The sequence below is a fragment of the Solibacillus palustris genome (genome assembly GCF_022549215.1).
Classification (GTDB): domain Bacteria; phylum Bacillota; class Bacilli; order Bacillales_A; family Planococcaceae; genus Solibacillus; species Solibacillus daqui.
Genome location: NZ_JAKZFC010000015.1, coordinates 1 through 22760, shown reverse-complemented (window position 1 = coordinate 22760; position 22760 = coordinate 1). Strand labels below are relative to the sequence as shown.

Annotated in this window: 20 protein-coding genes, 1 tRNA gene and 2 pseudogenes; 17 read left to right on the top strand and 6 right to left on the bottom strand. The window is 32.7% G+C overall.

The features are described 5' to 3' along the window. Window positions 1-171 precede the first annotated feature (171 nt). The 9 genes from LZ480_RS19355 to LZ480_RS19315 all read left to right on the top strand — a co-directional run bounded on the left by LZ480_RS19355 (window position 172) and on the right by LZ480_RS19315 (window position 7895). The gene (locus LZ480_RS19355; RefSeq protein WP_241371182.1) at window positions 172-342 is read left to right on the top strand and encodes a hypothetical protein; all 171 of its coding nucleotides are present in this window, start codon (window positions 172-174) and stop codon (window positions 340-342) included. A gap of 168 nt (window positions 343-510) precedes the next feature. Beyond that, window positions 511-1305 (top strand): serine hydrolase, encoded by a 795-nt coding sequence (locus LZ480_RS19350; protein ID WP_241371181.1) that lies wholly within the window; start codon window positions 511-513, stop codon window positions 1303-1305. 132 nt (window positions 1306-1437) lie between these two features. Next, window positions 1438-1932, top strand: a complete 495-nt coding sequence (locus tag LZ480_RS19345; RefSeq protein WP_241371180.1) for a DinB family protein — start codon at window positions 1438-1440, stop codon at window positions 1930-1932. A 423-nt stretch (window positions 1933-2355) separates the two neighbouring features. Continuing rightward, the gene (locus LZ480_RS19340) at window positions 2356-3633 is read left to right on the top strand and encodes a copper amine oxidase N-terminal domain-containing protein (RefSeq protein WP_241371179.1); all 1278 of its coding nucleotides are present in this window, start codon (window positions 2356-2358) and stop codon (window positions 3631-3633) included. A 558-nt stretch (window positions 3634-4191) separates the two neighbouring features. Continuing rightward, a complete protein-coding gene (locus LZ480_RS19335) occupies window positions 4192-4464 on the top strand; it encodes a YesK-like family protein (protein WP_241371178.1) in 273 nt (90 codons plus the stop codon). Between the two features lie 252 nt (window positions 4465-4716). Further along, a complete protein-coding gene (locus LZ480_RS19330) occupies window positions 4717-5994 on the top strand; it encodes an IS110 family RNA-guided transposase (protein WP_241371177.1) in 1278 nt (425 codons plus the stop codon). Window positions 5995-6422: 428 nt separating this feature from the next. After that, on the top strand, window positions 6423-6593 hold the full coding sequence (locus tag LZ480_RS19325) for a helix-turn-helix domain-containing protein (protein WP_255731585.1): 171 nt from the start codon (window positions 6423-6425) through the stop codon (window positions 6591-6593). Continuing rightward, window positions 6529-7443, top strand: coding sequence for a helix-turn-helix transcriptional regulator (locus tag LZ480_RS19320; protein ID WP_241371175.1), 915 nt, complete (start codon window positions 6529-6531; stop codon window positions 7441-7443). Before LZ480_RS19325 ends, LZ480_RS19320 begins: the two co-directional genes overlap by 65 nt. Before the next feature lie 92 nt (window positions 7444-7535). Continuing rightward, entirely contained in the window at window positions 7536-7895 is a 360-nt protein-coding gene (locus tag LZ480_RS19315) for a hypothetical protein (protein ID WP_241371174.1), read from the top strand. Between the two features lie 305 nt (window positions 7896-8200). Here LZ480_RS19315 and LZ480_RS19310 read toward each other — a convergent pair whose 3' ends face one another. Next, window positions 8201-10093, bottom strand: coding sequence for an acyltransferase family protein (locus tag LZ480_RS19310; RefSeq protein ID WP_241371173.1), 1893 nt, complete (start codon window positions 10091-10093; stop codon window positions 8201-8203). A 446-nt stretch (window positions 10094-10539) separates the two neighbouring features. After that, window positions 10540-10623: pseudogene (locus tag LZ480_RS19305) on the bottom strand (anti-sigma factor); the annotation flags it as partial. A gap of 320 nt (window positions 10624-10943) precedes the next feature. Here LZ480_RS19305 and LZ480_RS19300 point away from each other — a divergent pair. From LZ480_RS19300 to LZ480_RS19280, 5 genes and pseudogenes are all read left to right on the top strand, one after another. After that, on the top strand, window positions 10944-11144 hold the full coding sequence (locus tag LZ480_RS19300) for a hypothetical protein (RefSeq protein ID WP_241371172.1): 201 nt from the start codon (window positions 10944-10946) through the stop codon (window positions 11142-11144). Window positions 11145-11437: 293 nt separating this feature from the next. Then, window positions 11438-12493 (top strand): ankyrin repeat domain-containing protein, encoded by a 1056-nt coding sequence (locus LZ480_RS19295; protein WP_241371171.1) that lies wholly within the window; start codon window positions 11438-11440, stop codon window positions 12491-12493. Between the two features lie 131 nt (window positions 12494-12624). Next, the gene (locus tag LZ480_RS19290) at window positions 12625-13638 is read left to right on the top strand and encodes a DUF4303 domain-containing protein (protein ID WP_241371170.1); all 1014 of its coding nucleotides are present in this window, start codon (window positions 12625-12627) and stop codon (window positions 13636-13638) included. Next, window positions 13635-13922, top strand: a complete 288-nt coding sequence (locus LZ480_RS19285; protein ID WP_332844052.1) for a tyrosine-type recombinase/integrase — start codon at window positions 13635-13637, stop codon at window positions 13920-13922. The genes LZ480_RS19290 and LZ480_RS19285 overlap by 4 nt, the downstream gene beginning before the upstream one ends. A gap of 917 nt (window positions 13923-14839) precedes the next feature. After that, window positions 14840-15174: pseudogene (locus LZ480_RS19280) on the top strand (ATP-binding protein); the annotation flags it as partial. 395 nt (window positions 15175-15569) lie between these two features. Here LZ480_RS19280 and LZ480_RS19275 read toward each other — a convergent pair. The 4 genes from LZ480_RS19275 to LZ480_RS19260 are packed head-to-tail and all read right to left on the bottom strand — an operon-like array spanning window position 15570 to window position 19544. Further along, window positions 15570-16199, bottom strand: a complete 630-nt coding sequence (locus LZ480_RS19275) for a response regulator transcription factor (RefSeq protein ID WP_241371168.1) — start codon at window positions 16197-16199, stop codon at window positions 15570-15572. Continuing rightward, complete coding sequence (locus LZ480_RS19270) at window positions 16174-18504, bottom strand: ATP-binding protein (RefSeq protein WP_241371167.1); 2331 nt, start codon at window positions 18502-18504, stop codon at window positions 16174-16176. Before LZ480_RS19270 ends, LZ480_RS19275 begins: the two co-directional genes overlap by 26 nt. Next, window positions 18477-18635, bottom strand: a complete 159-nt coding sequence (gene comX, locus LZ480_RS19265) for a competence pheromone ComX (RefSeq protein ID WP_241371166.1) — start codon at window positions 18633-18635, stop codon at window positions 18477-18479. The genes LZ480_RS19270 and comX overlap by 28 nt, the downstream gene beginning before the upstream one ends. 9 nt (window positions 18636-18644) lie before the next feature. Further along, window positions 18645-19544, bottom strand: coding sequence for a polyprenyl synthetase family protein (locus tag LZ480_RS19260; RefSeq protein WP_241371165.1), 900 nt, complete (start codon window positions 19542-19544; stop codon window positions 18645-18647). 376 nt (window positions 19545-19920) lie between these two features. Here LZ480_RS19260 and LZ480_RS19255 point away from each other — a divergent pair, with 376 nt between their 5' ends. From LZ480_RS19255 to LZ480_RS19245, 3 genes are all read left to right on the top strand, one after another. Continuing rightward, window positions 19921-20169: an IS66 family transposase gene (locus LZ480_RS19255; RefSeq protein ID WP_241371164.1), complete on the top strand. Its 249-nt coding sequence runs from the start codon at window positions 19921-19923 to the stop codon at window positions 20167-20169. A 645-nt stretch (window positions 20170-20814) separates the two neighbouring features. Further along, a tRNA-Ile gene (locus LZ480_RS19250) sits at window positions 20815-20893 on the top strand. 511 nt (window positions 20894-21404) lie between these two features. Continuing rightward, window positions 21405-22760 (top strand): condensation domain-containing protein (locus LZ480_RS19245; RefSeq protein ID WP_241371163.1); only part of this gene is annotated, 1356 nt, incomplete at its 3' end.

Here is a 22760-nt window from a genome sequence, read left to right as displayed (position 1 = left end):
CTTTTTTTATTATTGAACTAAAGGAGCAGTTTAGTTCAATAAGCGTGGGCACTTTTTTATTTTAATTTAAAATAAAGGGAGTTAATGTTAATATTAATGTTAAATAACGGAAATAATCTGAATAATAAAAGAACAGGACGCCTATTAAGGTTTAAAGAGGAGGTATAACTTTTGAAATACATTAAAGGCTTATATATATCACTTGTACTAATGATGTTAGTTATTTTGGTTAACACAACAATATTTGATGATGAATATTCAGGGATTGCTATGTCCGTTTGTTTAGGCATATTTATAATGGGAACAGCATTTTTTATAAATACCAAACAATTAAAAAATTAGGATGCGTAAAGCGAGTTGCTAAACTAACGGGGGCTTTGATTGAAGTTCATTGAGTGACATATACAGCTCTTTTTTTCTTTATTGAACTAACGGAGCAGTTTAGTTGAATAAGGACAAGTTTACAAAGAGAACTAGTAAATAGAAAATACTGTGAAGTGGGGTTCGAAAATGGAGAAAGTTCTTGAAAAATTAGAGCAACTAGAGTTAGGTGAAGTGGGGATTATTATTTATTCTCAAGTAAAACAGGATATAGTTTTATCATTAAATAAAGGACTAGTAGTACCTCTTGCTTCTGCTGCAAAAGTTGCAATTGCCTTTTGTATCGCAAAATTGGTGGAAGAAAGACACTATAAATGGACTGACATAGTTGAGGATATAATTTTAAATCCAAAAGAGGATAGCCACGAAGTATATCCTCACTTTCAAAATAGAGAAAACTTAGCACTCCAAGATGCGGTGGAAGTGATGATAGCCTGTCACGATAGCTTTGTCGCAGAAAGAATTGTTCAATTTTGTGGTGGATGGGAAATGATTAACAATAAAATAAAATCATATTTTAAAAACATAAATATTACTCAAAATCCAAGAGACTTGGATAATAACGGAGAATTGAGTGAAATGTTAGAACTTTTACGATTAATAAATCAAGGATACAAAACTGACCCTGATTTATGGATTCCGGTTATTAATGGTTTAGTTAGGCAACGAGGTGATATAGAAGGTATACCAAGCCATTTATTAAATCATATGACTGGTGGATTAAATAATGTAGTAGTTGATATTGGGATAATGGGTGAGTTTTCTAAAAATCCATTATTATTTGTTTTGGGTGCAAAGGAGTTACCAAACAGATTTAAAGAGAAATTAGCAGATGAAATAATTATTGATGCAATGAAATTACTTTATATTGAGTATTGCAATCAGGAAGTTGAATTGGAAAAAGAAAGTCTATCTAATTCATAAAATGCTTGTTCAACTAACGGGGCAGGTTAGCTTAATAAGAACAGGACAATCAATATACTATGTAGAATATAAAAAGATAACTTTGTATAAAGATTTAGAAAAAACAGTAAATAAAAATTAGGAGTGTTTGTTATGGTTCATGCAAAAGATGTTTTATCGGATCAGTTGTTGGCAAATGCTAATGACCCAAGTTGGTACCTACCATTTTCAGATTCAATAGAAGGATTATCTGAGGAACATGCATTTTGGAAGCCAAACGAAGAAAGTAATAGTATTGCTGAAATTGTGCAGCATTTACTATATTGGAATCAAACATGGCAAACAAGGTACCAAAAATCTCACGTTGATGCTGTGCCTTCAATAGGAAATAATAATAACAGCTTTATTATTCCTGAAAATCATACTTTTGCTGACTTAAAAAAACAACTATTAGAGGTGCTTTTACGTTGGCAAGAGTTATTATCTGAAGAAAAAGTTGAGAGTGAAGTTAATGGTTATCCTGGACACGTGAAATGGTGGGCAATACTCGGAAATGTGTCAACTCATAACGCATATCACATTGGTCAGATTATTTATATCCGGAAGTTGCAAAATAGCTGGAAAATAGATGCAGGAGTAGATAAATAAATAAATAAATAAAAGTTGCACTAGTGTCTACTTGAACTAACCGGGACTTTACTTGAAGAACATTGAGTTGCTTAGGCAGCTCTTTTTTCTTATTGAACTAAAGGGGCAGAATAGTTCAATAATATAATATATAGCGTATCTTTTATTAGTAATAGTTATTTCACTTGTAGAATATTTATTGATTACTGGGAATTCCTGGTATTTTGAGTTACAAGGATATATAATGTTGTTCCTTAACTTATTTATTTTGGCTAAGCTACCGGGAGCTTTCTTAAACAATAGGAACAGTTATATAGTGGTTATTCCATTTTCGGGTATGATTGTTCAACAAGAATTCGTTTCTTGTGACAAAGTGCAAGATTAGTTGAAGAAGTAACTTTTAGTAGGTGATTAGTGTCTATTTAAATAAGGAGCGGTTGTATCATGAAAAAACTCATTAAGTATTCAATTCTGACATTTTTGGCTATGACAATTCTTACTATGCCAGCAATGGCAGAAAGTAGCCCTATTAAGGTGTTTGTAAATAGTAAGGTTTTATATGATATTTCTCCAGTTGTGCAAAATAACAGGACCTTAGTTCCCATTAGATTTATTTCTGAAGAATTAGGTTTTGAGGTGGAATATACGGAAAGCTCAGGAACAATAAGTATTAAGAAAAATAATAGAAATATAGAGATTACTGTAGATTCTGATAAAGCAAAGGTAAATAACAAAGTTGTAGAATTAGATGTTAAACCATTTATTAAAGAAAATAGGGTATTTATCCCCCTTAGATTTATATCAGAAAGCTTAGGTGAAGAGGTTAATTGGGATGAAAGGAACAAAATCGTTTTGGTGGGGAAATACGAGGGTGAAGTTAATACAGAAAATACATTCCTATATACAAATCAGGAGTTTGGATATACATTAAATTTCCCGAACTCTTGGAAAGAAGAAGCAATTATTGAAACACGAGATGGGGTTTTATATGTATATGATAAAAAGTCTGCTGAAAGATTTAAATCTGATGGAGTTGAAGACTTTGGACCTGTATTTCAAGTTAAGTTTAGTGACTATCCTGTAATTGTTACGGTTCCATATGACACAAATTATATTCTTCATTATGAAAATGGCAATTATATAGAAACTATATTTGATATGGATTTTCAATATTACCCGGACACAAAAGACTCGTATATAAAGCTTTGGAATGAAGGGCAAGAGGTGATGTCTTCTTTTAAAAAGCTTAATGATATTATATTAATCGATAAAGAAATTTATAAAAATGAAATTGAAGTATTAATTGATATTTTGGATAATTTCGTACCAAAACAGATCTTTAATCAAGATGAAATTTATACTTTAAGGAATCCAAGACCTAATGCCAGCTTTTTATATATGAGAAATATGAAAAATGAAGAAGTATCAATAAAGTTAGAAGCTGAATTTGATAATAGTAGTAAACTTATTTATTATCATTTGAAGAGCTATGGATATGAATTAGATGTAAATAAATTAAATCAATTTCAGGCGTTAGGATTAGCAAATCGCTTTATTGATAAATATGCAGATGAATTTATTGATGTAGTACAGAAACCTGATTTGTATCCAAGTTTATATGAGAGGGATAAGCATGAAACTTACGGTGATAAAGATAATAAATATGTTGTTGTAATAGACTTAGAACATGGATTTGTTGAGTATTTTAGTAAAGTAAACTAAACTAATCTTGCTTACATTGAAGGGACGTAGCTGATTCTGAGGAGGTTGCTGCATCAGCTGAACAACAACTTGCGGCTATGGAAGAAATCCCGACTTCTGCACAGTCTTTAACTGGAATGGCCGAAGAACTACGCTTAGTCCTTTCTAAATTCAAGTTTTAAAAGATAAGTGGTAAAACGTGTACTTCAATTAGAGTGTACGTTTTTTAATTTAACTTAATGTTTGATAAAACTCTATTTTAAATGGATTTTTCTTTTAAACCTTAATGCCTAGAACCTAGTTGTATTATTAAATTAAAGGGCCAGATTGTGGAGCAACCTCTAAAGGGAATTGGATATTCATGTTAGAGTATAGATAAGATTGTGAAGGATTGTACTTAAACTAACGGTGCAGTTTAGTTCAATAAGCAGGTATTGATTTCTTGGGTATTTACCTAAAATTGGAACCCTTTTTAGTTTCAATCGTATTATTGTAGATGGGCAGGTTACGTTAGCGAAAGAAAGTTTCCCATTTGATATAAAAAAAGTGGTGATATTACGGTAATAAAGGAGGTACCAAATGGATGGATTTGAATTCTTCATTTATATTAGCTTAGCAGTTACGATATTATTTGTTATTGCCTCAATGTTTTTGAAAAGAAATAAATATGACAAGTACATTATTTTAGTGTTTGTTGGGTTGCTTTTGATAAGTATAGGAATCATCGTTACCAGTTTGTTTGTTGGTGGTTGGACAGGAATGGGGTATGGCTTTATTGGTCTATCTATTCTTATTGGTACAATTATAGGTGGTTTAATATTTAGTGTGATTAAGTATTTCAGAAAGACCTAAACAAAAAAATAAAATATTCTAATTGTGCTAACGGGGGCTTTAGATAAACAAGACCATCATTTCGATGGTCTATTTTTATGTCTAAAACATCAAGTAGGCTTCGGTGATCCATTGTGAAGTGTTACACTTAAAGTAACGGGGCAGCATTCCTGTTTGAAGGATGTTCGAGGTCTTGAAAGAAAAGGAGCCCTCTAGTATGATGCATGAGTGTCAACGACCATTGACCCATCATCAAATAAGGAGGACTCCTTTATGCATTCTAAATGGAATAACAAAATTAATCAAGTTACTGAAAATACACTGGTTGTCGGCATGGATATTGCTAAGCGTATTCATTACGCATGTTTTGTCGATGAACGCGGGCGAGTAATAGAAAAAGCTTTTGCGGTACATCAATCGAAAGAAGGCTTCGAAAATTTGTATGAAAAGATTCGTCAAATGATGAAGGAAGCTAATAAAACTGAAGTAATAATAGGGATTGAGCCTACAGGCCACTACTGGATGAACTTAGCCTATTTCTTAGATCAATACGGAATCCCACTTGTCATGGTGAATCCAATGCACGTCAAACGTTCGAAAGAACTTGATGATAATTTGCCGACTAAGAATGATAAAAAAGATGCATTAGTCATCGCACGGTTATTGAAAGATGGACGCTTTAGCTATCCACGAATATTAAAAGAAGTAGAAGCTGAACTACGGATTGGTTCTACTCTTAGATTAAAGTTAACGGAAGATCTAGCAAGTATTAAAAATCGAATCATTCGTTTGCTCGATCGATATTTTCCTGAATTCACTCAAGTCTTTCCTACTTTCGGAAAAATGGCACTTACTGCATTAGAAAGAACACCAATGCCACAGGACATTCAAGGGAAAACCGCGGAAGAACTTGTATTTTTCTACCGTCAGGTAGGGGGTATGAGAGCTCCACAACTACCAAAAGCTAAGCTACTCATTGAAAAGGCTTCAAACTCTATAGGACTGACAGAAGGACAAAAGATGGCCAAACATGAAATCGCCACACTCCTACGTCAGTTTCGCTTATTAGAAACTGAAATCGAAGCAGTGAATGACCAATTAACTGAATTGGCAAAGACAACGATGGAATATGACCTACTCGCGTCAGTACCAGGTTTAGGAGATGCGACAATTGTTGATCTACTTTCCGAAGTAGGGAGTTTTTCACTTTACGAAAATCCACGCCAACTCATTAAACTAGCGGGACTAACATTACGTGAAAACTCTTCTGGTCAACACAAGGGTCAAAAACATATATCAAAACGTGGACGTAAGAGACTTAGACATATCCTTTTCAAAGTGATTGTTCCTTTGATTCGGCATAACCTAGCATTCAAACAACTTCACGAATACTACACCACAAGGAATCAGAATCCCTTACGGGGTAAGCAATCGATGGTAGTTCTCTGTGGTAAATTACTGAAAATATTACATGGTATTTGTAAAAAGAAAGTGTATTTTAACGAGCAACTTATGATGAAAGATCTCTACTCTCTCGGAGAGGCAGCGTAAGCATTTCGATCAAAGAGCTATAACAAAAAGGATGATACGGAGAAGCCGGCAATATCACTAAACTTAGACTATGAGTCCCCGGGGCAGCTTAGCAGGCCTCTGCCTTATGAATAGACCGAACGAAGGAATGTAAGCGCGTTGACGCTAAGAGACATGGGAGGGTACGTCGTCATAAGCATCGCAGAGATCCATTGTGCATCAAAATAATGGATAAAAAAGCTAATGATTTCCATTAGTTTTAGCGAAGCGTACGCTTTACTTGGTAATATAATCTATAAATTCAAGACTCTGTTTATCAGAGGGGAGAAAAATATTTTTCTTAAATCAAGAAGTGATGGAAACCGTTGATATCTCAATGTTTATAGAGGGAGTTTAGTTGAAGAAGAAGGGTTTTAGGGAATGGTATTGAATAAGTTAATATATGTAAATTGTTACTTGAGGGCGATATGACAATAAAGAAAATTTGTGCCATAACAAAATTATCGAAATCAACCTTGTATAGAGCACTTGATAAAAGAAAAATAGGGGATACTTATGAAAATAGAGCGCTTATTAAAAATTATATTTATTTTATTGAACAAACAAAAAGTAACAGCTGAGGAAGTTGCCAAACATTTGGCTGTCTCAACCCGAACAGTTTATCGAGATATGGATACTCTATCACTTGCTGGATTTCCAATCTATGCCGAACAAGGAAATCTCGGAGGATATCGCCTAATCGAAGGTTATTATTTTCCTCATAGTTACTTTACAGAAGAGGATTTACGTCTAATCAAGGAAGCACTAACGAGTACGATGACTTTACATACTGACAAGGCATTACAGAATATCCTTGCAAAAATAACCTTACTTAATGAGTCCAAAACAGAAAATTCAATTGATTTTTCTTTTTTAAATAACAAGGATGGAGTTAAGGTAACCGATATTCGACAAGCGATTAAAGATAAAAAGTGTCTTACTTTTTCTTATGCAAAAAAAGAACAGCTTGAAATTAAAAAAGTAAAACCAATTCAAGTATTCTTCTATCATTTGAGTTGGTACCTGTTCGGTTGGCCAGAAAATGAGGCGAAACCAAAATTTTATCGTTTATCCCGAATACATGAACTGAAAGTTGGTAATGCGGTATTTACCGAATCCTTCGAATACTTAGATGGTTATCAGGTATTTTCAAATTGGATGAAATCATTAGAATCAGAAATAGTTAAAATCGATATAGTTTTACGATTTCCACTAATCAGTTCTCAAGAGGTGTTTGATTCGTTTCCCGAAGCAAGCATTGATAAAAGTGGCGTTGACCATTTATTAGTTAGAATTTCTTATCCTGATGAAGAGTGGGTTGTAAAGTTAATTCTTAGTTTTGGATCCCGGGTTGAAGTCCTTTCGCCAAGGGGTTTTAAAAATAAAATAATGTCTCATATAGAAAAAATGACTCGAATTTATTATACCTAACTTGACAATAAGTTGTCAGGTTAGTGATGGTATATTATGTTTAAGGGTTGTTACTAACTCAACAAATTTTAAAGAAAGAAGATGAAATAACTATGGTACTGAAAAGCGACTTAAATCTTTTAAATTGGACAGAAACGGAACCTGTTCATTCCATTGCTCAAGCAACAGCTGAATATTCAATCGAAGGTGAATTTAATGGAATCTTGCATTCAAACTATACGATTTTTTATTCGGAATATAATAAAGAAAATATCCATAAATCAACATCAACTTTTATAGGATACAGCTTTTTTGAAAGTTCAGACAATAAACTGGTCGATAGTATGTTCTTTGAAGAAAAAGGAATCTTTGCTGAAGGCGTCACTTCTGGAGAGTTGAAAAGTAAGATGGCCAAAGGAAATTATTTTTTAGAACAAGGTAAAATGATCATCACAATAGAAAAAAATAGTTAAAACTGAACCCGAACAACTTTGAGTATTATTTAAATGTTGTTCGGGAATTACACATAAAAACAGACAATAATCTACATGTATGAAGAGTATTGTCTGTTTCTGTATGTTAAACCCTATGATTTGTTTAGCAATAATCTTTGAGAAAACAACCTTGCCCAAAAATATATAAAGTAAAAATTACCACAGATTTAAGAAGATACACAGCGTCAGCCAGAGGATTAAAAGTTTGGTAGAAACTAGATAATCACCAGGCGTGTATTCGTATCAAATAATAGTTACTTTACTGCAATAGTCCAACAATATCTTTAACCATTCGTACGAGTATTTATTGATTGTTGAATTAAATTTGTTAAGGTTTTTATCCCTTTTTGTTCCAAATGTACTCCGTCTGAAGCAAAATATTCTGGATGGTCTAGGGCCGCAGAATGCCAATCAATCAACGTAATATTGTCATGTTCTTGAGCTTTTTTATAAAGAGAATTATTCACTTTCCCCTCCCATGAACGTGGAACGCGCGTATTTACTAAATAAATATCAGCATTCGAAAAAGCATTTAGTAGCGTGTCAATCTGATTATTCGTAAAATAACCATTTGTCCCAAGTTGAATAATGACTGCTTTTTCTGGATGATTGAAATGAGCATAACTAGGTGCCAAATCGACAGCTTGTGAAACTTGTCGTCCGATTTTTGCATCAATAGTAATATTAGGATATATATTAGATAAGCTTGTAGAAATATCTATCATTACTGAATCTCCAATAGCTAATATTCCAGTATAAGATTCGTTCAAAGGATTTACGCTTGATTCGTTTTTCTCCGTTTGAGGTGTTTCAGTGTTTTGGTCCACACTAGTCTCAACTTCTTTATCTAGATTAGTATCATTTTTCTCTGGTGTTTCCTGATCGATAGAAGAAGCTTGTTCCCCAAGATTTATTTCAACTTTTGTTGGATATAAATCCTTTGAATCTTGTTGATCTGAACCTACCACACCTGTTATTCCTGTAAAAAATATTAGAAGGAATAGAGGGATAAGGGCAGTGGTTATTTTCCTAGAAAACGAAAAGCTTCCCCACTTATTTCTATTTACTAATAGATACTCCCGAAAATATAATCGGAATCCTTGTTTACGAATCGGCATTTCAATAAAGCGATATGATAATTCCGCAATTATCAAAATAAGAACTAGCTGAAATCCGACACGCCAGTATACTGGATTTCCTATTTCGTGAACAGGGGTACCCAACACTATAATAGGATAATGCCAAAGATAGATTCCATAGGATCTTGAACCGATCCAACAAAGGGGCTTCAAAGAAAGTAATTTCCCTAAAAAGCTACTTGGATGACAAACACAAGCTATTAATACCGCTGCGTTTATGCAAATAAGGAACATGCCTCCTCTGTAAAGAAATGCTTGATATTCATCCACAAAAAAAATGCTGAGAATGAAGATACTAAAGGCAATTAATCCTATACTATTTAGTTTATAAACATGCTCAGTAGAAAGTTTTTTGGACGAAAGTCTTTTCATGGGCCAAACTAAAGCTAACCAACAGCCTATCAGCAATTCAAATGATCGAGTATCTGTCCCATAATAGACACGACTTGGATCTGCTCCTGGCTGATACAGTATGCCCATTAACATTGCTGAACAAAATGCCCCGATAAAGACGATTATTGATAATTTGCTTTGCTTTTTAAATACATATAGTCCAATAATCAACAGAATTGGCCAAATGATATAAAATTGTTCCTCAATTGCTAACGACCATAAGTTTTTCAAAGGTGAAGGAGATCCAAAACTATCAAAATATGAGACTTCGTGAAAAATAAACCACCAATTACTTGAGTAAAAAATAGAAGATACTGCATCTCCGCGCAAAGTATTTAAAAGTTCCTGATTAAATAACATCACCCATACGAAAGTAGTCAAAATCATAACATATGCTGCTGGAAGTAGACGTCGAAACCGTCTAATCCAAAATTGTCGCAAACTAACAGTTAACTTATTTCCTTCAATTGGTAAAATGGAAGTGGTTATTAAGTAACCTGATAAAACAAAAAAGATATCGACTCCTAGGAATCCCCCACGGGCCCAACTAAAGTTAAAATGGTAAGCAATTACAGCTAATACTGCTAAAGCTCTCATCCCATCTAATCCCGGGATATAACGTTGATTGAATGTCTTGTATAACATAAATATTCCTCCAAAAACCTATAAAAACTCTTTCACATTATTTATCTATGAAATTATTAGTATGTAGGGTAATAACGCACGTTTCTTCGTTTTTTAAGTGCTTCATTATCAAAGACGTATGAAGTACTTAAAAAGTTAAAATAATAATAAGTTTTATTATTCAGTTTTTTGCATTCTTAGGCATTGCCACTATCATTTAGGTTCGATGGTGCGTTTTGAATAAGCACATCAAGCGGTATATGAAGTAGATGCTTGATTTCTTTTTCAAAAATCGTTTGATGATACGAAGTGAGTGATATTGGTGGCATTGAATTTTTTATTTCTGAGAAATTGAAAAGTAGGGAGTATATGCTTTTTTACGTAACAAATTGCGTGAAAACTCCAACAGATATTATGGAACCACCAAAAATGGTACTTTCCCATTGAGTGAGATAGTGCCGTTTTTGTTAATTAATGTATTTGTTGCTTACAAGGACATCCTGTAATACGTCAGTTGGAATTTCAAACTCTACAACCCCCATATAACCCGGTACTGAAAATCAAATATATTCAAAGTCTCTTGTTTGGGGAGTTTATTTAGGTCAAGTAAAGCTAAATATTGATTCTAAATTAAGCTGGGTAAAAGAGGACGTATTTGGTGATGGTGAAACCATCCATCTTAAATTAGGTGAAAATAGAATCTTTCCAATTGATAAAGTCTACAAGAGACTGATTAATGGAAAAGAAGACAATATTAGCTCGTTTTATGAAGTAATTAAAGAAGGATTTAATAGTTAAGTTTCTTGTTCAACTAACGGGGGCTTTACTTGAAGATCATTGAGTTTATGACTATGTTCAGGATGAACCAACAGTGATCTTTGCCGTTTCAACAAAGCTACCCTTTTCAGATGATTTTGAAGATACACTGCATGCGCTGTTTTATTGGTTGTCCTGTTTGACGGATATTAGAAGAAGTATTTTTAATGTGGATTGGCATGTGGATCCTGATGATACGGATGCCATTTGGGATGAGGAAAATGATGGAGGATTAATACTCATATCTCCAACATAGTGCTGGAAGGATCAATCAAGTAGTAGGCTGGAATGTGCATTATTAGTTTTTGTAAGATTAAATTAAGCAATGATGGAATGGATTGGCTACGAGGGTCTTTTCCTTTTTTTATGAGACAATATTTTACTGCAACAAGAGGCTTTTAACGAAAGTACCCTTGATAGTACAGCTTCAAAACCATCCCTTTGAATAACAACATATTCATAGAGCGGTAAATACTACAAAAAGCAAACGTATAGTAAAATATAGTAATAAAGAAATTTTAAGATCAAATGTGAGGAGTGAAAACACATATGGGGAAGAAGAGAAAAACTTTACCGAAAAATTTTGATGAACTAGTTGAAGCAGGAGATCTATTAGCTTTACAAGAGGTATTTATGAAGTGCGAGTTAGATGCCCGTGGCGGTTACAGTAAAACAACAGCCTTGAGCTTTTTCAATGTACCGGATGAATTGGTTTGTTGGCTCGTAGAACAGGGTGCAGATATAAATGCGAGAGACAATTACAAAAGATCGGCTCTACATAATCAGGTAATAAGTTGGTGTGGTAATACTGAATTGCTTCTTGAGTTGGGTGCAGATATAGAAGCCTTGGATTATCAAAACGAGACACCTTTATTTGCTGCGGCTACTTTTTTTAAACCAAATGCAATTCGCACGTTAGTTTCAAAAGGCGCAAATATTAGTGCAGTAAATATGATGAATCAGACGCCTTTAGATAAAGCTTTGGCAGTATGTAGAAATATAAATATTGTTGATATGGTGGAAGTTTCTGAGATTTTGCTAAACGCAGGTATAACTGTAACGCCGGAAATGAAAGACTCTATAAAGCGAATCGGAAAAGACTTTGAATTTCACAGAGAAGGTTTTAATAAAGAATTTTTGAATCATACGGATGAGGCACTTTTCCGTCTTTATGAGCTATTTGATGTACCTCCAGTGGAGAAGCGAAAAACGCATGATGGTACGTCTCCAATAACAGTATCTACAAAGGGCTGGCAGGCACAACATAATGAACTTTGGAGTTTACTAATTCCTTCACAAGGACATGCGAAAACAGTACAAGGTGAGGTTATCCGTATTACTGGTAAAGTTTCATACGAAATTTTAGATAACGGCGGCATCAACTGGGATCATGATTTCCGTAAAATGCTCAAAAGTTTGAACGATTATTTTAGCTTAGGTATGCCATTACATCCCGCTGCACTTCAGGAGGCAGTCACTTTGGCGCAAAAACTTCGCAAAGGCGATGGAGATGAAGAAACTGCGAGACTATGCGAGTTGGCAGTGCAATGGGTACTTAACAATCCGAATCCGATTACTTTAGAACAGCCCGAATATACGCGCTAACGTATTCAATGTTGACAATAAGTTTGTTTATACACGTTACATTCCCCTAATCTAAGCACTTATCAGCTAAGAAAAGGGGATATTATTCTGTCGGAAAACGATAAATACATTTAAAGGGGATGCATTTCACGATGAGTTATGATGTTCAAATTGGAAGACTGATTAGTGGGCGAAGAGAAGTGGAGGGCAAGGGGACTTACCTACAATGCACAACCGATCAAACGATTCAGGAAATCTCAACATTTGGTCCCGAGGATGGGCTATTTATTAGCAGAAAGGATTTAGAGAATGCACTTTACGACTTTTGTAAATCTGCTATAAGCAACTATATAAAAGAAGAGAGCAACGAGGATGTGTATACTTTCTCTATTTATACTGATAGTTATCACAGTAGTTATTTAGTGTACATAAACGATCAAGCTACTTTAGAGGAAGTTGCGGATGATTGCTACACAAGTTATCAAGAAAATTACTTGAAAACGGGTAAGAAAATTTATAATGAAACAAAAGAGCAAGTATATCATTCTTGTAAATTTAGTGAAGGTGATTATGCCTTTATGTTTGACGAGATGCCTGATCAACTGGAAAGCTATCTTGAAACGATCAGTTGTGTTATCCAGGAAACGCCTGATTATTTAAGGAATGAGAAGAACTATATTTTCGAGAAAACAATTATAGATTCGGAACTCTTTTTGATTGCTATTGATGTTATTCATAGATTACAAAACGACCTAAAAAAGTTAAACCAAACTGAGGACTTCATTGCCTACGTTTCAGCAGCGGATGGTGTTGGAGGGGATTATTTAACCTTAAGTCAGCTCATAAGGAAATGTGTGCCCGAAGACCAATTGTATAAAGCGATGCCAGACTTAAAGGATAAAGACCTGGAATTTCAGGCGGCTGTCGAAGCCACACAGCAACTCCTTATTGCTCAGCAAGTAAAACATTGGGTGACAGTTATAGAGCGAGGAGAATTTGGTAAAGGCAGCATGAGAAGCTTTTGGCGAACTGATTATGACGCCTATGAACAACTTGTGAAGCTTGGGCATCAAGTCATCCCATATATTCAAGATCATCTGAACGGTGAACTTAAGAACGAGAGCAGGGAAATTCTAATGTTAGTATTAGATGATCTGAAAAAATAAGCTGCCTCTTTAATACTGGGACTCTACAAGATCCACGAAATGTTGTTCGTGTCATGAAACGGCTTGTTAAAAGTACAAATGTACCAAACATTCGTTTTCATGATATTCGGCATACACATGCATCCATTCTAATTTCAGAAGGTGTAGACATCGTTAAAATTTCAAAGAGACTAGGTCACGCCAACCCTAAAATCACGTTAGAGTTTTATGCACACCTATTGCCGAATGCAGATAATGACATTGCAGACATTTTTCACAACGCCATCCAAAGTAACACTAAATAATTGGAAAAAATCCTGCGGACAAATTGCGGACAAATCCTAAAATTGAGACGTAAGGTAGGAAGTCTTCCAAAAAGAAAAAACCTGTAAACATTGATATATCAACGTTTACAGGTGCTTTAAATAATGGTCTCGACAAGTCTCGAACTTGCGACCCCCACCTTGTCGAATTTATCCAGTTAAATAAGCGGAGTTAAATTAAATTCGATTAAGTTAAATAAGCCAGATTTAATAAGGTTTTTGAGACAGGCTAAATCAAATCAGTTAAATAAAATCAGAACAAAAAAATAATTCTGCGGACAAATTGCGGACAAAAGAGTAAACAGGTGGTCTGTATTACTCTTTTTTAATTTTTCTTTATTATCTGTATTAAAAATCTATTGACTGGATAGGTAAGGGGTCTCTTAATTTTTCTGAACTTCCTAGAATGAAGTTTGCATAGTTGCTTTAAAGTGAAAAATAACTAGTAAGGACTATTATGCTAAAAAATAAGGTCAAATAAATGCGTTGGTAGAGAAGATAAAACCAACGCATTTTATTCGTAAGCGCCAAATGCAAGACACTTCAACTGGCCTGAGACAATCATGCCTGTTGGGGGGTATACCCCGCCACAATTTAAGGGTAAGATGAATTTTATCTCTCTTCTAGGGCTATGGCTAAGCTCAAATGGCTTGACATCGAGCCTCTACGGGCATTATTCTTGCGCCAGGGAACCAGCTGAATACAGGCTCGCTCTGCCAAACGAGGCTATCATGCCGGCTGCTCGATATAAAGCCTGGCTTCGATCAAACATAACTAAATTTCCGCTATCCCTATAGTGCCTAGCGAATTTGAGTTACTGGCTCTCCAGTCCGCATCGAGTGGCTTAATTTATCGTACTGCTGGTCTTTTTAGTCCGTAATATCCAATTTTATTTTTGCTTTGTGACCATGGAGAGCTGCTTTAGCTCCTTTAAAACTCAAGAATACACACACAAATCTCAAGTACAAATGAAGCGAATTCAAAGCGCAGAATTGGTCATTATTGATGACTTAATGTATATGGCAATGGACCAACGTGCAGCAAACTTATTATTCCAGACATTTATATGAAAAAAGCTCGATTATTTTAACAACAAATAAAAGCCCAGAGCAATGGAGTGAATTAATGGGGAATCGAGGCATTACAAAGAAAATTTTAGACCGTTTACTGCATCGGGTAGAAGTTGTTCATATGGATGGCGGGCGATAGCTATCGAATGAAAAACCGCCAGTAACTTTTCGAAGCAAAAGTGTAAAAGACATCTTAGCGCTAAGTGTAAAAAACTGCTTGACGGTTACAATAGGATCCATGTAATATGGGCAATTAGTTGTGCGTATCGTGAAGGTGCGCTATTTTTTATATTCCGAGCTTACAGTATTAGAATACTTAACGCAACTGTGGAATCTAAAAAGATGGCTCCGGCAGAATACCGGAACCATCTCATCGCAGCTTAGACTGCAAAATAGCTTTATATTAAACTATCCGTTAAATGGGACGAAGTTCAGTATTACTGTTTTTTGTTTTATCAGTAATTATTTGTTGGTAGTTGTTTTATGAATTAAATCACTAGTTAAATAAAGGGAATAATAAAGGAGCAAGGTCTATAATATGAATTATCGATAGTTTTACTTAAGATTGATTTAATAGTAAATTCTTTTCTTTAACAAGCTCAATTGCTTTATCACGAGAAGATACATCAAGTAGTGTAAATAGCTGTGATAAATAGCGTTCAACGGTGCGTTGTGTGACACCAAGATTTTCAGCTATTTTTTTATTTGTTTGTCCTTTCATAATCATTGTCAAAAGATGTTTTTCTTTATTTGTCAACTCTATATTGTCATAACTATTTTTAACTTTATGTTTAAGGAAATCTATAAAATCTATTGGTAATACAATATCCCCCTGTACAATAGAGCGGATGGTACGTATTACTTTTTCAGAGGGGGTCGTTTTAGATAAGATGCCATCAATTTTTTTCTCCAAAATAAGCGAGTAATAGGCACGAATATCATAACCAGTATATAAAATGACCAAGGCATTTTCTTGTATAGCTTTAATTGACTTAGCTAAAGAAATCCCATCGTAAGGGCCCATATTAATATCGAGTAAATAAACATCAAAAACGGTGTTTCTTAGTCTTTCAACTACATTTTTAGGATTATAATCAGTTTCAATTGTGATATCCTTTATACCTTGAAAAAGACTTTTTGTTCCATCTAGAATAATAGGATGATCATCCACTATAAGTACTGTAATCATTTATTTCACTTCTTTCGATGATTATAATTTCAATATTCACACCTTTATTTACTTGTGAATCAATCAGTATCTTTCCATTGTACGCTTCGACTCTTTCCTGCATCCCTTGTATCCCCAGTGATCCTGATTGCGAGATTTTATGGAAATCACAGCCTATTCCATCATCACTATAAATCAATTTAAAACCATTATCTAGTTCTTTAAGGTGAATTGTTACAGTTTTGGCTTGTGAATGCTTTAAAGCATTATTCAATAATTCTTGAATGAGACGATAAATGACTAAATTCAATTGTTCATCTTCTAGATAGAGCCTATCAAAAGTCGACGTTAGTTTGAATATAGCTCGTTCAGTTGTAACTTGTACTAGTCTTTCAAGGGCATCGTAAAGCCCTAATTTACTTAATAAAGGGGGTTTTAATGTTTCACAATATGTTCTTAAAACTTCTAAAGAATTAACCATTTGTTTATGAAGTAGTGATAGTTTTACTTGAATAGTATGCTCATGTGTATCATGAATTAATAATTCAGTTTGACGTCCAATATGAAGATGATCTTGTAAAATGGTATCATGCAATTCTTGTGCTAACTGAAATTTTTCGTCCTCAATTCTTAACCATAATAATTTTTTTAACCATGCTGGTTCATTTCTTTCTGTTTTTTGCAACTGCTTAAGTTCTTGTAATAACTCTTCTATTACATTAGTATTCTCTATAAAACTATTGATATACGTAAGCAATAACTCAAGCCAAAGGAGTTCTTCCTGTTTTAATCGAATTGTATTCCGATGTCCAATTAATAATACCCTTTTAAAACGAATATCTTCGTGAATAAAAGCAATGTATATATGCCTTTTTTTCACGATTTCTCCGAGGCTTAGTTGTTTCACAACACTAACATCTAAAAATTTCTCTAATGATACTAAGGAATATTTTGTTGGTATAATTTGATTCTTTTCGAAGTCATAAGTTGAAACTGATATATCTGATAATTCAAAATGAAATGAAATTTCTTGGATTAGTGTTTTTATCATATCTTCTGTTTTATATGATTTACCGATTTTTTCTATCGTATTATACAATTTATGGATATAATCTCCCTTTGAGGAAATTACTATTTTTCGACTATGATAATCAATTTTTTCCTTTATGTATAAGAAAAGAAGTATAGATATGAAAATAAAAAGTATAATCCAAACCATTTCTTTTGATAAAGAGTTCCCTATCAGAAAATACAAACCTGCTAATATCCAAAATGTAAAGATAAGCGTTATGGTCAAATTATACCGTAAACGGGTGACATAATAGACTATATCAAATAAACGTTCTGTTAACTGCAAGAAAATGAAATTTATTGGAATTAACAGTAAAAACAAAGCGCAAATTTCAGCATCAAGAATAGGTTTTTTAAATAAAATTTCGGGTAAAACAAAAAGTAAAAAGAAAGGTAAAAATGGAATAACCAATCCTATAAATAGAATTTTTAGTTGTGGTAATTTATACTGAAGATAACTATAAAATAAAATCACGAGAATTATTAAAAGTAATATAAAAAATATACTTAGAATAATTAATGAATCAATTGAAGCAAACTTAGGATAAGCCAATCTAATTACTCTTAAAATAATTGCAAATATAGGTAAGACATATAAAAAGTAAATATTATTTGTAAATATCCATTTGATTTTTAAAAAGGCAAAGTAGTTCTTTAGAAAGTGTATTAGCAATACAAGGCAAAGAAGTAAACAGAAACTATTCACTATAAGTCCTATGCCATTCATTCTTCCAGATGCACCGCTACTAATATATGCTAAAGATACTGTGATAATAAAAAGAATTAGTAATTTTATTTGTTGTATATTCCTTTTATAAAAGTACAAATAAATTGTTATTAAGAATATAAAACAGAAATAAATTAAAGGGAAAACAAATTGCATATAAAATTGTTGAGGTATATCCAGGTGGCGAATATCAATATCTAATACTGAGCCGTTATTTTTTTTTATAGATATATGATGGGCTCCTCTAATGGAAGAATCATACTCAATAAACGGAAAATCTGAAATTGGCGTTCCATTAACACTTAAAATGATATCCCCAATAGATACATTATTATTTTTAGCCCATTTTTTATAAGCCAGTTGTTCTACTTCCCATTGTCCATCTTTATTATTTAATTCAATACTTATAAACGGAGTAGTATATGTAATAATTAATACATAGAACCCTAAAATTAAATATGTTGAGATGATGAACCAAAATAAATTAGGCTTTATTCCCTTTACCCCCAAAATAGAGTTTCTTGACATATTTCTTCTTCAAAAGAGCATAAGATTGATTGGCATTCTAATTCGGTAACGCCTAATAAAGATGCTTTTTTCTCTATTATCAATTCTAGGATTGATTCATTTTCTTGTAAAAATTGAATAATTTTAATCATAATTTCTCCTCATTTCATTAAGTTTATTAAATAATCTTTTCTTTGCATATTTATCTTTGTATTATTATTAATAATAACTATCGCCTTATTTTTATAAATATTTTTTATGGCTATTGCATAACGGAGAGCACCACTACTTTTTAAAACATCAGCCAAAATATATCCGTCTAATGTCCCGTCGCTACTATAATAACTTCTTAAATCTTCGGAAAATTCACTCTTGATTGTATGGAGATAAATGATAGGTAATGAGTATCTTTTATTTAGTAAATCATTTTTATTAGTCAGTTCTTTTAAGCCTTGAATGTCATTTTTTATTTGCTGTATGATACCTATCGATGTGCCATACTGCTTAATTTGGTCTATTTCTTTTCCAATCGCAAGTATTGTTCCAACCAAACAACTCATAGCGGTAAGTGAACCGGATTTTTTTTCAATCATCTGTAAATAAGAAGATTCATCTTGACAAACATTAAGTAAATCTAGTTGTTGTCCATTGATACTGATTAAAGTATATTTTTCTATTGCCTGTAATACAAAATTGCGGTGCTGGAAAGTACTTTCACGTATCACTTTAGATACTAAAATTAACATTGCAAGAACACTGTTCAAAGATAATTCAGGTGTCTTCATCCAAACATAATCAGTATCTTTATCTTGTAAGTCATCTATGATATCGAGAGATAAAATGAGTAGTTCAATAGCAGCTGCAATTTTGTATATATCTTGGTTAAAGCTATCTGTATACGCTTCATAATGAATTACACATAAAGTACCAAAATAAAATTCTGCTTGCTCCTTTTCTTGTTTAAAAATTTTTAATATATTTTGTATTTCTTCTCCAAGTAAATATTCAGTATCGATAATTTCATCTATTGATATACTAATTAGTTTTTGGAATTCTTTCAATTTTACACCCCCTTTCGGATACTAATATATATGATACAATTAAATTGAAATAACTTCCATTAAATTATGGTAAATTTTCTATATAATCCATTTTGTTATCCAGCTAGAATACAAATTACAGATATTAATCGTATCCACACTCTCTATAAATGCTGAAAGCCGATAGCAAAAACGGGCAAATTGGCGTGGATTATTACGATCAACTGTTTCACTTAGAACGTCAATTTAAGTACCTTTCACCAGCTAAACGCCGAGAAGCAAGTCGAAAATATTTAAAACCGATTGTAGAAAAATTTTTCAAATGGGTAGATGAATCGCCTAATCTTCGAGAAAAATGCCTTAGCTAAGCTGCGAAATACAAATTGAATCGTACCAATTGGAAGCTTTTCTGTTCGACAGTCGGATTGAAATCTATAATAACCCAGCCGAAAACGCGATTCATCCAAATGTGATTGGTCGTGAGAACTGGCTTTTCTCTGTTAGTGAAGCTGGTGCTCAAGCCAATGCCATCTGCTTAAGTTTGACTGAAATGGCAAAAGCAAACGGTATGAACTTCTATCAATACCTAGTAAAGTTAATGCCAAAGCTGGGAATTTACCGATCCATCAGCAACCCCAAATTTTAAATAACTACATGCCTTGATCAAAAAATATCCAAGCCACATGTGCAAAATAGCCATCTATCCGAAAAAAAATTCAGATAGATGGCTATTCGACGTGCGTACCGAAAAGGTGCGCTTTTTTATATTTCGGACTTCCAATCGTTCTAAAAGACTGCTTTAAAGTACAGTATAAAATGTCGGTACAAGACAGCGGAAATGTCGGCACAAGACAGCGGAAATGTCGGTACATGATAACGAAAATGTCGGTTGAAATATTAGAGTCGAAGATGATAGGCTTAAGTTATCTCGAGGGTTAGCAAATATGTTATAGCAGAAAATAAAAGAAAGTTATAGAAATAATCTATAGTAAATGAGTTTTTGAATTGAAAAAAGTTAATACTAGTTTTAATGACTTTTACAATGTTTGTCGTACTTCCATATTTGGTTGAATCAAGTATTGAAATAGACTAGGTTATTGATAATATTGTTAAAATTACTAATAAATGTTTGTTCGGTTTCTCCAATACCTGAAAAGAATGAATTAACAAAAATTAGTGATGAAATCGATACTATATTTTTCAATGTTCAGGGAATAGATAAATTATAATGTATTCCAAAGAAGAAACTATGTGTGAGGCAAATATAAGAGATTGGAAACGATCTCTAAATTCTGAACATTAGCTCCGTTGGTTAGAGCATCCGAATTATAACCGGCAGGTCGTAGGTTCAAGTCCTACTTTCAGAGCCAATATGGGAAGATAGCGAAGTGGTTAAACCTTCCTTCGGGTTCACTGGTTTAAATTCAGTTCTCCCCACCATCTTAATTCAATGACCTATTTATAGGATTCGACGGGATTATGATACTTATAGAATGGCAACAAGTGAGCGCATTTTACACGTAAGTTAAATATAACTGACAACAACAATTACAAGTAGCTTTGTTGCTACACTGAAACGATAAGGCACGTCTAGCACTTATCTGACGTTCAAAGAATTTTTGGAAAAACAAGTGGTAGAGAAATGTCACATCTGTGACGTTCCTAATTGTGCTTCCGATTAAACAGATGTTAGGGTGGTTGGAATTATTAAACTGGAGTATGCTGCTTTGTCAGTTTAATAAAACTGCTGCGAACAATTGTTTAATATTGATATGATTTATATTCTAAACTTCAAAGGTCACTGCACATTTCCATTAAGCGAAAGTTGAGTGAGATTATAAATGAAACATTAAATACTATAAATAGATTAGAGGGGTAGAAATGAGCGTACATAAAAGAGATTACTATAAATTAACACATCCACAAAAGAGAATATGGTATACAGATAAAATTAATACAAGTTCGCATCTTCATAATATAGGTGGCTGTTTAAAAATAAATGGAAAGATAGATATTAAATGTATGGATAAAACATTTAATATCTTAATAAAAAACAATGATGCTTTAAGGTTAAGATTTAATGAAATAGATGATGAACCAGTTCAATATGTTGAAGAATTCAAAAATGAAAGTATAGATTTTTTAGATTTCAGTAATTATGAAAAGCCACAAGAACAACATGAGAAATGGAAAAAAAGTGTTTTTGAAAAGAACTTTAAGTTAGATAATAGTAAATTATATTATTTCGCTATATATAAAATAAGTGAAATAGAATATGGTTATTTAATCAAAATTCATCATAGTATATGTGATGGATGGGGAATTACTCTTTTAACAAATCTAATAAGTGAAACATATAGTAGATTAATAAATAATGAAGAGATTAGTATAGATAAATGTTATTCATATTTGGAATATATAAAAGAAGAGCAAGAATATTTGAATTCAGATAGATTTATAAAAAATAAGAATTTCTGGAAAGAAAAGTTCCACGATATCCCAGAAGATTTTTTATATGATTCATTTAATAGTTTAGAAGGTAAAAGAGCTTGTTTTCATATTAATAGCGATTTATCAAAGAAAATACAGAAATTTATTAATGATAAGAAATGTTCCTTAAATACGTTCTTTATAGCAATATCACTTATATATATAAATAAAAGTACACAAAAAAATGATTTAGTAATAGGTACACCTGTATTTAATAGAACTAGTAAAGCTTTCAAAAGTACAATAGGAATGTGTACAAGTACATTGCCTTTTAGATTAACATTAGATACAGAGTTAAATATAGGAAATCTAATAAAACAGATTAATAGGGAGTTGAAGTTTTGCTTTTTAAATCAAAAATATCCTTATGATCTTTTAGTTAAAGATTTAGAATTAAGTAAAAATAGATATGATAGTTTATTTAAGATGTCAGTAAACTACTATAACTCTAAATTTATAACTAATATCAATGACAAACAAAATGAGATTGAGGAATACTATTGTGGAAATCAAAGTTACTCCTTACAACTTATAGTTAAGGAATTCGAAGATGAAAATATAGAACTAAATTTTGATTTTAAAACTCTTGAATATACAGATAATCAAATTAAAACAATATATAAATGTATGATGAATATCATTGAAAGTATTTTAAAAAATGAATATCTCATGATTAATGAAATAGAAATAGTATCAGAAGAAGAAAAGAAACAAATTATGTATGCGTTTAATGATACAAATGCAGAC

What these genes read in the sequence shown, in the direction of transcription:
- LZ480_RS19350 (WP_241371181.1), top strand. Translation starts at nt 511, where the DNA reads ATGGAGAAAGTTCTTGAAAAATTAGAGCAACTAGAGTTAGGTGAAGTG.
- LZ480_RS19345 (WP_241371180.1), top strand. Translation starts at nt 1,438, where the DNA reads ATGGTTCATGCAAAAGATGTTTTATCGGATCAGTTGTTGGCAAATGCT.
- LZ480_RS19340 (WP_241371179.1), top strand. Translation starts at nt 2,356, where the DNA reads ATGAAAAAACTCATTAAGTATTCAATTCTGACATTTTTGGCTATGACA.
- LZ480_RS19335 (WP_241371178.1), top strand. Translation starts at nt 4,192, where the DNA reads ATGGATGGATTTGAATTCTTCATTTATATTAGCTTAGCAGTTACGATA.
- LZ480_RS19330 (WP_241371177.1), top strand. Translation starts at nt 4,717, where the DNA reads ATGCATTCTAAATGGAATAACAAAATTAATCAAGTTACTGAAAATACA.
- LZ480_RS19320 (WP_241371175.1), top strand. Translation starts at nt 6,529, where the DNA reads ATGAAAATAGAGCGCTTATTAAAAATTATATTTATTTTATTGAACAAA.
- LZ480_RS19315 (WP_241371174.1), top strand. Translation starts at nt 7,536, where the DNA reads ATGGTACTGAAAAGCGACTTAAATCTTTTAAATTGGACAGAAACGGAA.
- LZ480_RS19310 (WP_241371173.1), bottom strand. Translation starts at nt 10,093, where the DNA reads ATGTTATACAAGACATTCAATCAACGTTATATCCCGGGATTAGATGGG.
- LZ480_RS19295 (WP_241371171.1), top strand. Translation starts at nt 11,438, where the DNA reads ATGGGGAAGAAGAGAAAAACTTTACCGAAAAATTTTGATGAACTAGTT.
- LZ480_RS19290 (WP_241371170.1), top strand. Translation starts at nt 12,625, where the DNA reads ATGAGTTATGATGTTCAAATTGGAAGACTGATTAGTGGGCGAAGAGAA.
- LZ480_RS19275 (WP_241371168.1), bottom strand. Translation starts at nt 16,199, where the DNA reads ATGATTACAGTACTTATAGTGGATGATCATCCTATTATTCTAGATGGA.
- LZ480_RS19270 (WP_241371167.1), bottom strand. Translation starts at nt 18,504, where the DNA reads ATGTCAAGAAACTCTATTTTGGGGGTAAAGGGAATAAAGCCTAATTTA.
- comX (WP_241371166.1), bottom strand. Translation starts at nt 18,635, where the DNA reads ATGATTAAAATTATTCAATTTTTACAAGAAAATGAATCAATCCTAGAA.